Annotated in this window: 4 protein-coding genes; all 4 read left to right on the forward strand. The window is 50.9% G+C overall.

The genetic code is table 11. The features are described 5' to 3' along the window. Nucleotides 1-227: 227 nt before the first annotated feature. From FPG75_RS23200 to FPG75_RS23215, 4 genes are read left to right on the forward strand one after another with little or no spacing between them, the layout of a single operon-like run. Nucleotides 228-8,522, forward strand: a complete 8,295-nt coding sequence (locus FPG75_RS23200) for a Calx-beta domain-containing protein (RefSeq protein ID WP_143310394.1) — start codon at nucleotides 228-230, stop codon at nucleotides 8,520-8,522. A gap of 14 nt (nucleotides 8,523-8,536) precedes the next feature. Continuing rightward, nucleotides 8,537-9,448, forward strand: coding sequence for a PorP/SprF family type IX secretion system membrane protein (locus tag FPG75_RS23205; protein WP_143310393.1), 912 nt, complete (start codon nucleotides 8,537-8,539; stop codon nucleotides 9,446-9,448). A 30-nt stretch (nucleotides 9,449-9,478) separates the two neighbouring features. Continuing rightward, nucleotides 9,479-11,590 carry an OmpA family protein gene (locus FPG75_RS23210; RefSeq protein WP_161596896.1) on the forward strand — a complete coding sequence of 704 codons (2,112 nt, stop codon included), beginning with the start codon at nucleotides 9,479-9,481 and terminating at the stop codon, nucleotides 11,588-11,590. Between the two features lie 32 nt (nucleotides 11,591-11,622). Beyond that, nucleotides 11,623-14,106, forward strand: coding sequence for a Calx-beta domain-containing protein (locus FPG75_RS23215; RefSeq protein WP_143310391.1), 2,484 nt, complete (start codon nucleotides 11,623-11,625; stop codon nucleotides 14,104-14,106). Nucleotides 14,107-14,320 lie beyond the last annotated feature (214 nt).

Genomic DNA, 14,320 nt, shown 5'->3' on the forward strand with positions numbered 1-14,320 from the left:
GACAATCTATAGAATATATGGAAAGTTATAAAGTCATGTCGATCTTCGCTACACGCTGAGTATATAACAAAATAACCACCGGCAAAGGTTTTTCAGAATTTACAAGGAATAACAGCTTGGTGCCGGGAGAGCCAATTTACATACAGGCATATAGGGTTTTACAAAGGACTGTATTCATTTTTCTGACTTAAAATCTATATGTATAAATAGAAATTTTACACGTTTTTATGTTACTCCTTTCCCATCCTATGAAATCAACGAAGAAAGCTATGCCCTGTCGTATCGCAGCACGTTGCGGTATGGTGCTGGTCTGGATAATTGGCTTCGTGATTAACGCACACGCACAAACGAAAAAAATCATTAACCCCGGAGGAGGCCTTGCTACTACCAATGACCTGAGGATCGAGATCGATCCCAGTGGCAGCTACAGCGTTTACCGTTTGGGCAATGCAGAAACATATCAGAAAATACCAACGGGTATCGTGAGCACCATGATATTCCAGGATCTTGATAACCTGTACGTGAGCAGTGAGCTGACGCCGAGCATCTGTGAGATATCTGACGTGATGGGGAAAGGAACCACGGCAGAACCTTACCGGGTGAATATGATCGGTACCGTTAGCGGCGCGGGGTTCAACTTCTTCAATAACATGACGATGATGATCACCATCAGTTATGTAAGCGGGACCAATTATTTCTACCTCGACTATACTTTTTTTGTAGCAGCAGCAGATATGCCGGGCGGCCTCAATGCAGTGCCGCACCTTTATTTGTCTGAATACAATGTATTACAGGAAGCTCTGGCGCCCACCGCGCCCGGCTATCCTGGCGCAGCGGCCCTGTACACCAAAGGATTCATTGAGATACCGCCGCCAGTACCGACAGGCACCACGCCCAAGCTGGTAGGGCTTTTCAGAGGTATTGGCACACCGGCTTCCGGACCATTCACACATGTATTGGCTGCACGCGACCAGTTCTCTACTTATTATTCCGGTGTGGTAAATTCCCGCAACCAGAAGAAAACGGATGGTTTCAGTCTTTATAACACCTGTAACTTCGGACAGCTGCCCAGCACCAACCGCGGTATTGCCGTGGAGATCTCCGATCAAAACAAACCCCTGCAAGGAAATGTTGCGCAGGGAACATCGGTATTGGTAGGCTATGGTACAGATACCACATTTAATTCAGATTATATTCCCCTGCAAGCCGCTATGGCCAGCAGGCCTGTGAGCACCGGTTCCACGCCGGTGATCGTGCAATTTGCACAGGATACGCTCGCCGGGCTGGAAGGTAATACAGGTGATAATCATGATCCTCATAACTTCAATATCATTGTATCGGGCGGCAAGATCACTGCGCCCTTGTACGTGAAGATGCAGGTGGTACCTGCCACGCCGGGCGATACGCATGTGGCAATAGACGGCGTGGACTATACCAATTTCCAGAATGGTTTTATGATACCGCCCGGAGATTACAGCACGCCTACCCCTGTTACGGTGAATGGTTTTACCGTGATCGGTAATAACAAACTGGAATACGACCGTCATTTTAAAGTGCAATTGGTGCCCGTTGGCTGTAACGGCCTCCTTACGCTGGGCCCCAAGGTGGTGGCCACTTACGTGATACAGGATGACGAGAACCATAACATCTTCTTCACGCCGCCATCACCGGCATCGATCGATGAGGGTAACACCGCCACTGCGCAGGTGAGCCTGCAATCCGGTGTTACCACTACGGAGGCATTCTGGGTAAAACTCAGCGGCATCGCGCCAACGACCGGAGTAACGGCCACGCCTAAACTGGATTATATCCTGCCGGACAGCGTGTTGATCGATATTAATAAAGGATCGGCCAATATCACGATCAGCGCGGTGAAAGACAGTGTGCTGGAGCGCCCTGAGTTGTTCCGTGTGAAGGCAGATGCAGTAGTGCTGGGTCATCCGGCTACTGTTACCGGCGCCGATATCACCATCAATGATATGACCCGCCTCGATCCTACCTTAACAGCCATCCAGCTGATAAAGGACCCGGCGGTAACGGAAATCAAAGAAGGCAACCTCTATCACTTTACCGCATCATTACCGTTCAACGTCACTACTGATATCCCGATCACCGTTACCCTGGCGCCTGCCGGCACGGCCACTAACGGTGTAGACTATACGCTGTCGCCATCGCCATTGGTGATCGCCAACCATTCCACTACGCTGAATATTGATGTGCCGAAAGACAGTGTGATAGATGGCGATAAGACATTGCAGCTCAGCGGCACCGGTAACGATGGTATCACCAACACCTATCATGTAAACGATACCACGCTGACCATTATAGATGCGAACTACCCGTTGACCAGTCCGGTTACTTTGCATACCACTGCCACTGCCATTGACGAAGGCAATGCAACAGGTGCGGACATCACACTGGTACTGCCCAACGGCCTGAAAGCAGGTAAGGACATGGTCTTCAACATCAGCAGGGGAGTGACCGGTACCGCCGCCAACACAGCCTACAGTGGCCTGCCGGCAACGATTACGATACCGGCCGGACAAAATGCCTCTGCCCCGGTGAAGATCACAGCGCCGGCTAACCTCGTGCTGGATGACAGTTCCATGCTGGTGATCAATTTCTCGCATCCGGATGTGAACATCAAAACAGGCGACAGCCTCAAACTGGTGATCGCGGATAAAACAAGAAGTACCTCACCTGGCAGCGACAAGATCACGCTGACGGCACAAACCGCACTGCTGAACGAAGGAGACAGTACGAAATTCCAGATCGCCTTGCCAACAGGCATTACTTCAGCGAAAGATATTCAGATCAGTTTAGCGGCCAACCCGGCCTCTGTGGCTACCGCGGCGGATTTCACGCTGAACCAGCCGAACATCGTTCTGCGCAAGGGCCTGAACAGCGCGCTCACTGATTACACCGTTGTTACTGCAACATCAGACCTGGTGCTGGAAACAGACGAACAGCTGATCATCGACGGTACTGCACCAAATTACACGATCACATCTGCCGCTTTCAAGATAAAAGATATGACCCGCCTCAATGCGGCTAATACGGTCATCTCCTTTAAGAAGGATCCCGCAGTTACACAAATCAAGGAAGGCAACCTGTATCATTTCAGCGCTTCCCTGCCTGATAATGTGACAACAGAAGTGCCGATCACCGTCAACCTTACTTACAGCGGCACCGCCACTTACGGTACCGACTATACGCTGACGCCGCAATCGCTGACCATCACCAATCACGCTGCCAACTTTGACCTGAATGTGCCGACCGATAACCGGATCGATGGCGATCAGACCCTGATCCTGAGCGCTACCGTAACAGATGGCACCAGCACGGCTTTCACCGTGAAGGATACTACCCTGATCATCAAAGATGCAAACTATCCGCTGACCACACCGGTGACCTTGCAGCTTACTACCAACAGCATTGATGAAGGCAATACCACCGGTACCAATCTCACCGTGGCTTTCCCGGGAGGATTGATCGCCGGTAAAGATTTCACTTTTAATATAGGCAAGGGCCTTACAACCACTGCCGCTAATGGCGCGTACACTGCGTTGCCGGCAACCATCACCATCCCTGCCGGTAAAAATGCATCGCTGCCGGTGGCGATCACCGCGCCTGCCAATACGGTACTTGATGATGACTCCTATGTAATCATAACGCTGGCCAGTGCGGACCCGAATATTGCGACGGGCGACAGCCTGAAATTGAGCATTGCAGATAAAACGAGGATCACTTCGCCGGGCAGTAACAAGATCACGATGACGGCGCAAACGGACCCGCTGAATGAAGGCGACAGTACCCGATTTGTATTGTCGTTGCCCGCTGGCATTACCTCTGCCAAAGATGTGAGCATTGCGCTTTCACGCAACACTGGTTCTGCGGCATCCGCAACTGACTTCAGTTTCAGGTCACCTAACATTGTATTACCAAAATTCACCAACAATACCACTACGCCGTTTACGGTGATCAATGCTTTACAGGATAAGATCATTGAAAATGATGAACAGCTGATCATCGATGGTACGGCAGCCAATTACACCGTAGCATCTGCTTCTTTCATCATTAAAGATATGACGCGCCAGGTAGCTGCCAACAGGGCGCTCACCATTGCCCCTGCTACACAGCAGCTGGCAGAAGGCGCCAGCAATGATTATATCATCAGTTTGCCGGCAGGCGTAACCACCGAAATCCCGCTGACGATCAACTTCAGCACCTCCGGTACCGCCACAGCCGGCGCAGACTATACACTACCGGCAACGGCTACACTCTCTTCCGGCGATACGGTACATGTGCCGCTGGTGATCAAGACCGATAATATCGTAGAAGGGCCGGAAACCATCCATGTTGCGCCTTCCGTGACCGATGGCAGCGCTTATGTGTATACCATTGGCGCCGCAGATGTGACGATCATTGATGCGCAATACCCGGTAACATTGCAACTCACCGCTACGCCGGCCTCTATCAAGGAAGGCGACCAGACCGCGCTTAACGTTACCTTGCCTAATAACTGGATCGCCGGTTTTGATATAAGCGTTAACGTTATAAAAGATGCCGCTTCCACTTTGGCCAATACTGACCACTCCGCCGTGCCGGGCACTTTCGTGATCAAGAAAGGTCAGACCGCAGCAACACCGGCCACCATCACCGCCTTTGCCAACAATATGCTGGGCGACGGCGGTACCATCATTGTTACCGGCTCCACTTCAGATAATAATATAAAAGTGCGGCCCGATACCATCACGGTGGCAGATAATACCATCAACCAGCCAGGCGCCAACCAGATGACGATGAGCTCCAATATCAGCATAGTGCCGGAAGGCAGCAGTGCGGATATCACGATATCATTGGCAGGTTCTTATGTTTCCAAAACGCCGATCACCGTTACCCTCAGCAGGGATGCGGCTTCTGTGGCCGGCAATAGCGATGCTACGCTTACCACTACCCAGCTGGTATTGCCAGCCGCCACCCATTCACAAACATTCGCCGGCGTGCTGAAAGCCAATACCGACCTGGTATTGGAACGAGATAAATCTTATATACTCGATGGCGCTGCCGCCCCGTTTGTGGTCAATAATGTGCCGCTGACTATCAAGGATATGACGCGCGCATCGGCCGCCAATACTACTTTGAGCGTAGCCGCACAAACGCCTGCACCTTATAAGGAAGGCGATAAAGTAAACCTGAATGTTACCCTGCCTACCGGCGTAACAACAGAAGTGCCCATCAACATTACCCTGCAACCGCGTAATGGCACCGCACAATCAGGCGCAGATTATAATCTTCCTAACGCCATCATCTATAACAAAGACACGGTAATCGTATTGGACCTGTTGAACGATAATCTCGTAGAAGGGCCGGAAACACTGAATATCCCGGCTACTGCAACAGATGGCATCTCTACATTCACGATTAACCCGCTCGACTATACGATTACTGATAAACAATATCCCTTGCCATCGCCGATATTGATCAAGGCTACGCCAGACAGTATTGATGAAGGTGGCGCCGGCACGAAGCTCTCTGTGCAATTGCCGAATGGCTGGCAAGCGGGCAGGCTGATCACGGTGAACCTCAACAAAGGCGCGGCATCTACGGCCACCACCAACGATCACAGCGCATTGCCTGCATCTATTACGATGAACCCGGGAGATAATGAAACGGCTTCGTCTACGCTCGTGAGCGCCTACAGCGACCTGGTACTGGAAGATAACGAAAGCCTGATCGTTCAGGGAAATACCGGAGATATAAATATGCCGGTACGTGATACCACGGTGATCATCAGAGATAAGACACATGAGAACCCGCTGTACAATGTGCTGAAGCTGACCGGCATCACCACCGGCACACATGTGCTTGAAGGCAACAGCTACACCCTGCAGGTGAGCCTGGCGCCTGGCGTGACCTGTAACCGGGATATCGCCGTAGGCATATCGATAGACCCTGCATCTGCCGCCAAAGCAACAGATGTCAGCGGCCTGCCTTCAACAGTGGTGATACCTGCGGGTCAATCAGCAGTACAGTTCTCCTTTACTGCGGTGGCAGACAAGGTAATTGAGCCGGATGAGTTGCTGCGCCTTGTAGCTGTATCTCAAAACTATCCGGGCCTTACAAGCGATCATATAGACCTGACGATAGATGATGCTACCCGCCGCGATCCCGCCAATCTGCAACTCGCGGTGAAGATCGATTCTACTTCCCTGATGGAAGGCCATAGCAGCCAGGTAACTGTTGGCTTCACTGCCGATCAGATTGTATCCTCAGAAGATATCATCATCAATATTGCCCGTGATCCTTCATCTACCGCTGATGATGCAGATTACAGCGGCATGCCGGCGCAGGTGAAACTGCCGGCGGGCACGCATAGCCTTACTTATACTTTGAACGCCATCAACGATCATGCACTCGAAGGCGATGAGCAGCTGGTGTTCAAAGCCGCACTGCAACCCGGCAGCTTTGCCTATACGCTGCAACAGCCTGCCGCGGTGCTGATCCCTGAAACCGGCGATATGCGCGTAATACTTACCAAAGGCAGCGATGCCGCGGAACCCGCCACCAATGGCAGTTTCGTGTTCAGCCTGCCCGGTACCGACACCGCCGCCGCCGATGTGAAAGTAGTGTTCTACGTTAGCAGCATCGCAGGTACCACCAATATTGCACCTATACCCACATCGGTAACGATACCTGCCGGTAAAACCAGTGTATCCGTTCCCGTTAATGTGATCGATAACTATGTGATAGAAGGCGATGAGCAGGTGAAAGCCGCCCTGATGCTGGCACAGATGAAACGTTTCAACAAGTTCATCGGCTTCAACGTCAACGAAGCAGATACCGTAATAGTGACGGTACATGATGATGAGAGCGACGCTACCGGCCCTAAAGCCCTTGCCCGCCAGATGCTCGTGGAAAAAGTAAAAGATGCCGCCGAACCGGCCACACAAGGCGCTTTCCGCATCCGCTTCACAGATACGCAGCTCTCTGCCGTGAAAGATGTAACTGTGAATTATACCGTTGGCGGCAGCGCTACGCCCGATGTACGTTATCAAAAACTGGGTGGCAGCGTTACCATCCCGGCGGGCCAGCATGAAGCGATTGTAACAGTGAATCCGATAGATGATAATATCGTAGAGGGAGATGAAAATGTGCAACTGCAACTGAAGACGGTGAGCAGCACGCTCGCAGGCGTGACCTGGCCTATCTCTTCACAATCCACCGCCGATGTGATCATCCACGATAACGACACGCTGGTGCTCAATATCGCCAGCGCCGTTGCCACAGCGGTAGAAGGCGACGCGATACAGTTTACGTTCAACTCGCCTACCCGCGCCAAGTCCGATGTGCCGGTACGCCTGCAGATCGATCAGGATTCGGCCCGCAGCTTCGCCACCAGCGCCGGTACGCTCTCCGGTAACGTTCTTACGGTGAACCTGCCCGCTATGCAAACGCAGTACACCTTTACCATCACCGTTACTGATAATGACGTAAATGATGATAACGGATTCCTGAAGGCGACGATCCTGCCTTATAATGGCAGCAACAGTACGCCGCTGTATACAGCCGGCGCCAATAATGTTGCACAGGTAGCGATTACAGATAATGATCCGCTGAGCATCTCTTTCGCTGCGCTTAAATTCTCTGCGAAAGAAGGTAACCTCGGTGAACGCCTGCCGCTCGACTTCAAACTGAAGATGAGCCGGAAGAGCTCGCGCCCGATCACGGTGAACTATGTGTTTGAAGAAGATACCAATGGTACCGAGATGCCTTTCATGAGCTACAAAGCCATACCTGGTAAGGATTTCGAAGATAACATCACACAAACTATCATCCCGCCGATGGCGTCGGAAGGTACGCTCACTGTGCGCATGATTGGTGATACCGTGTTTGAAATGGATCAGTCGTTCATTGTACATATGATGACGGTATCTGTGCCTTCCGGCCAGAATACGCCCACACTCACTGATCCTGTAAAGGCCACCGGTGTGATCCTCAATGATGATCCGATGTGCGGCCCTTGTGATACCGATGGCGATGGTTTGACCAATGACCAGGAAGATATCAACCACAATGGTAACCCCTGGGATGATGACAGCGATGGAGATGGTATCCCCAACTTCCTCGACCTGGATTCTGCCAACGATGGCGTACCGGATTCCGTGAGCAGGTTCTATCTCGACAAAAACCGCCAGCTCAATTATGTAGATGGGGTAGATGGCAAGATCCGCGTGTATCCTGGTATTTCGCCGAATCATGATGGCATGGGTAATGAGGTGATGTACATTGAGAACATCAATAAATATCCGGATAACAAGGTGGTGATCTTCAACCGTTGGGGCGGCACTGTCTTCAAAACAAACAACTACGATAACAAGTCCAACAACTTTGACGGCCATGCCAATACCGGCGGCAGCTCGGGACAAGAGGTGCCGGATGGTTCTTACTTCTATGTGATCGAGGTACGTACCAATGGTAAAACGGAAAGGTATACGGGCTACATTGTCATCAAACGTTAAACAAGTTGATACCTATGAAAAAGTACATCATAAAAGCGCTAGGTATAGTGGTCATCTGCTGTTGCGGCGCGAAAGTGCAGGCGCAGCAGGAGCCTATCTACTCGCAATATATGTTCAACAACATGGTGATCAACCCTGCGTATCCTTCTATGGACGAGTCGTCCAGCCTCACGGCTGTGGGCCGCAACCAGTGGGTGGGCGTGGATGGTGCACCTAAAACGGCTACGGCCTCATTTTATACGCCTGTGAAGGCCACCAATACCAGCCTGGGTTTTTCGCTGATGAATGAAAAGATCACGGTGAACTCACAAACGCAGGTCAACTTCAATGTATCGCAGCGTGTGAAACTGAATGAGAAGCTGTACCTGGCGATGGGTATCAAAGGAGGCGTATCGCAGTACAAGGAAGATAACTGGGCGCTCAACACTTCCGATCCTGTATTTGCAAAAAACCAGAGTTACTGGAAAACGGATGTGGGCTTCGGTTTCATGCTGTTCACCGATCATTTCTTTGTGGGCGTCTCTTCTCCCACCTTCAAAAGTTTTGACCTGGGCAACAGTGTAAATAAAGTAGCGGTGCAATCGCATTACTATCTGCAAACTGCTTATCTCTTCACGATCAATGATGCGGTAAAGATCAAGCCGAACATTTTGATCCGTGCGGTAAAAGGCAGTGGGGTACAATACGACCTCAATGCCAATATACTGCTGAAAAACCTGGTATGGCTGGGCGCTTCCTGGCGTTCTGAAAAAACCGTGACAGGCCTGGTGCAGGTGCAGGCCACCAAAAACCTGCAGATCGGCTATTCGTATGATACGCCCACGCAATCGAACCTGAAGGGCGCGCAAACCGTATCGCACGAGCTGATGGTAAACTATCGCTTCGCCTGGTCGAAATGGAAAGTGGTAGCGCCAAGATATTTCTAACAAAATAACTATTCATCAATCATGGATCGTATGCTAACTTTTAGAAACTTCATACTTTTCCTGAGTACGGTAATCCTGTTTGTTTCCTGTGCATTCGTGAAAGATCATACAGGCGGAAATGGCATGGCCAAAGTAAGGCGTGCGGACCGCCTGTTCAAAAGACAGGAATATGAGCATGCAGTGAGCCTGTGCAATGACGTGATCAACAACGGCGGAAGAGAAGAAGTATTACGCGCGGCCAAGCTGCAGCTGGCGCGCATCTATTTTGAAACACGGCAGTTCGAAAAAACGCTCAGCCTCTATGATGAGCTGCTGTACAAACCCGGCAATGATGTGCTGGTAAGCGATGTGACCAATTACATGGACCTGCTGAAGCGCACCGGCCGCGTGCTCAAAGCCAAAGAAGTGGCCGAAACCTATGCGAAGAACTACAAGAATAACGCACGTTTCACCAACCTGCAGGAATCACTGACGAACTACTACACTTTCTTTAACCGCGATTCCATGCGGAATGTGCGGGTAGACAGTTTACGGCTGAACCTTCCGGGGTATCAGTACGGACTGGCATTGTATAACGACAACATCGTATTTCTGTCGAATGATTTTAAAAAGAACGATGCACAGTCGTTCTACACCAATTCAAAATTATACATGGTGTCGGAAGATGGCGTAGAACCCTTCAGCAACAGCCTGAAAGGCGTACTGCAAGTAGGGCCGGCCTCTTTCTTCGATCATGGTAAAAAAGTGATCTATACTTCCAATCGTTTCGATGCGGTGAAGAACGAGAAAAATTCCTATATCAATTATAACAACAATACCCAGTTGCTCCAGGCCACTTATCAGCCGGAGCACGACAACTGGAGCAAACCCGTGCCGGTGAAGATCGGGAAAAATGCAGATAACTATTCTTTCCTGCATCCATCTGTTGCTCCGAATGGGAAACGTTTGTACTTTGCATCCGATATGCCCGGCGGTTATGGCGGAACAGACATCTACTATACCGACTGGGACAAGGAAGAGAAGCGGTGGAAAGCGCCGGTAAATATGGGTCCTGCGGTGAATACCAATGGTAATGAACTTTATCCGTTCGTATCCGGAGACCAGTTATTTTTCTCTTCCAATGGTCTGCAAGGTTTTGGCGGACAAGATATATTTGTGATCAATGTGAAGAAACCGGAAGAAGGGGTGGCGCATCTGCCTTACCCGGTGAATACACAGTTCGATGACCTGAATCCCGTGCTGGATGTGAATAAGCGGCTGTTGTACTTTACCTCTGACCGCTCCGGTGTGCACGACAATGATCATATTTATGTGCTCAACCTGAAGAAAAATCCTTTGAAACAGCTGGACCTGCCCGATCCCGGCAAGCCGCTGAAAGATGACGATAAAGTGCCCTATACGATGAACCAGACGGATGATCGCCGTCAGCAGACTTTAGTAGGAGACAAGCGCTACGACAACATCTCAAATGATTCCGTTCAGCAGCCTTTACCTGTGCCTGTGAAACGTGTAGCCGAGCCCGTTATTGCCAACAACGAGCGCCCGGTTGCGGACTATGCCGATGAACCCGTGAACAGCTCACCAGAGATCATTCCCTGGCAAAATACCGTGAACACTGTAACAGCGCCAACAGCAGCGGCCGCGCAAGCCGCGCCCGCCGCCTTCAGCGACAGCCGCAGCGCCAATGCCGCTCCCGACAGGATCGGATGGCGCCAGCCTGAAAACCCGAATCCCGCTACCCAGAAAGGCGACAGCCTCGCCAAAGTAGCCGGGGTATTGTGGCATATCCCCGGGGTGATCTATTTCGATCTCAACTCGTATGTGCCGCAAGACCGGGAATGGCGCAAGCTGGATTCCATCTTCCAGGTATGGAAAGCGCATCCGCAACGCCTCATCCTGATCAATGGCCACACCGATGTGATCGGCGCAGAGAAATATAACCTGGCATTGTCGAGGAACCGCGCCGTATACATACAGGAATGCCTGCGCAGCAGGGGAGTGGATCCGGACCGTATCCGGGTTAACTATTACGGCTCTACGAAACCGGTGATGATCGCCAAACAATATTCCCTGGCAGCCGACAGGGAGCTGTTCATAAAGGTACAGGGCGTGAACCGCCGCTGTGAAGTGAGGATCTTGTAAATAACTTTTTTGCGTATATCAAAATTACAGAGATGAACAAAATTGCTTCATTAATGCTCTTCCTGGCAATAGGCGCACAGGCCATTGCACAGGAAATGCCGGTAGTCTTCAACAAAAGCTTCGGTACGCCGAAGAACCAGTACAAGAAACTGGCAATTGCAGAGAACAATGCAATTGTAGCTATCGGTGGCGGTACAGACAATGGTTGCATTACCAAATTGTCGGCCAGTGGAAATCTTATTTATAACACCAAACTGAACAAAGGCGGGCTGGTAGCTTACCAGGACCTGCTGCTGCTGCCAAAGAACGAGCTGGTAGTGGTAGGCGGCGGTACCATCGCATACGGCAATGCCCGTATCACGAAGCTGTCGGCCACCGGTGAAGTAGTGTTTGACAAAAGCATCGGCAATGGCCAGGGCGGCTATTTTGACAAGATCATCGCCGACCGCCGTGGTGGCCTGATCGCCGTAGGCGTAGATGGCAGCAAGCCTGCACAGGCCCGCATCACCAAGTTTGCACCCGATGGTAAAGTAGAATTTGATAAAGGCTTCGGCGCACATAACGTATTCACCAATGTACTGATCGATGAAGATGAAAACATCGTTGCCGTAGGCGGCGACGTAGGAGATGGACAGGGCAAGGCTTTCATCGTGAAGGTAGATGGTAAGGGAGAAAAACAATATGAACTCAGCTTCGGCAAACCCGGCGCCGTATTTGAAAAGATGCTGCTCCTCGAAGATGGCGCTATCCTCGCTATGGGCGGCGGAGCCTATGGTACCGGCAATGCCAGCCGCATCGCCAAGATCAACGCGGAAGGACAAGTAGTATTCGACAAAGAATACAGCACGGTAGACGGTAAGTTCAACGCGATGAAAGTAAATGACCTCGGCCAGATATTCGCCTGCGCAGAAGAGAAAGATAAAGGTCGCATCGTGAAGCTCCGCCCCGATGGCACCGAGCTTTTCAACAAAGAAGTAGATGCCGCCCTCTATGCCCTCGAAGTAGGCAAGAACGGTAAAGTAGTGGCCGCCGGTGGTAACCTCGGCAACGGTACCGGCAAAATCGTGAAACTCCTGCCCGACGGTAGCATGGTCGTTAATAAAAACATCGGCTCCGTATTCCAGCACCTGCTGCTCACGGAAGATGATGAAATGTGCGTAGTCACCAAAGAAGGTTACCGCCTGCTGAAACTCAGTCCTGACGGGGAACTGATGTTCGACAAACAACTCGGTAAATACGATGCCAAAACATCGCTGGCATCACTGGTGATGAGCCCTGCCGGCGAAATCCTCGCCGCTGGCGGCGGTGATGAAGATGGTAACCGCATCATCAAGATCAGCCACGGTGTATCTATCAATGATATCGTAGTATCAGAGCCGCTCAATGGCTTGTCAAATGCCACGCTCACCATCACCCTCTCCGGCTTCCTGAGAAACAATGGTGTGCGCACGCCTGTGAATGTACATTATAAAACTATCCCGCATAAGAATGGCGCGGGCCCCGGCGATTTTGACGTAACGGAAGGTACGATCTCTTTTGTTCCATCTGAATTTGCTGCCGGCGCTATCATCTCCAAAACCATCCAGATACCGATCAAGAGCGATAACCTCCTCGAAGGAAAAGAAGCCTTCCACGTAGAAGTGCTCGATGCCTCTGATCTCTATCTTACCAAAGCCAAAGGAGAAGTGACTATCCTCGACCAGCCTGCCATCGTGAAATTTGTAGGAGGCAGCAATGGCGCAGAACCTAACACCGATGTGGTGTTCTCCGCCGGTATCTTCAAACGCGACAACTCGCCATTGATCAACGCTACCGCTAAACCGGTACGTCTCACCTACAAGTTCGGTAACGGTACCGCCTTGCCTGGCGCGGATTTCGTGAACAGCATCAAAGCGCCTTTCGTCATTGATAGCGGCGCTTCCACCGCCAGTCTGAATGTGAAAGTGAAAGACGACAACCGTTTTGAGCTCGCAGAAACAGTAGTGCTGGTATTGAGCGAGATCAAAGCAGACAACGAAGCGGTAGTTGGATATAATGGTGATGTAACGTCCATCTCTGCATCACAATACATCCAGGATCAGCCGGCCTACGTAACGCTTGTCAAACTTACTGACGCCAACGAATCAGCCACTGCTCCGGTAAGCATGTTCAAATGTATACTGGTGAAAGCCGCCGACCAGTCCGTACAAACCAATTGCACCGGCAGCGATATCAATATCTATTTCGGTGTTGATTCATCCAGCACGGCGCGTTACGGCAAAAAATACATCATCATGAACGGCGATATGGTGAAGATCACCGGCGACTGTGCCTTCAGCGAAACTGATATCCAGGTGGCCCTCGTGAACGACCGTATCAAAGAACCCGATGCGCTCGTAGTCGTAAAACTCCGTGATGCCACCGCCGCCGCTACTGCCGGCCAGTTGCACGTTTCACCGGATATTAAACTCAACAAAGCCGTTGCCGTCATCCACGATGACGATACCGACGACGGCACCATGCTCTCCGCCAAATAATGGCTTGATACTATTACCGATATACGCGTTTCAAGCACCAACACATTCCCGCATGGCTTTCGCCTTGCGGGAATTTCTTTGTGCGAAGGTTGTCTTTGCTCAGGATTATACTGATTAAAAGGATTATAAGGATTTTTTTCATCAGATTAAATAAGGATTCACGAAGATTATTTCGATTTGATCTTCGTGAATCCTTATTTAATCTGATGAAAAA

Source organism: Chitinophaga vietnamensis (genome assembly GCF_902167635.1).
Taxonomy (GTDB): Bacteria; Bacteroidota; Bacteroidia; order Chitinophagales; family Chitinophagaceae; genus Chitinophaga; species Chitinophaga vietnamensis.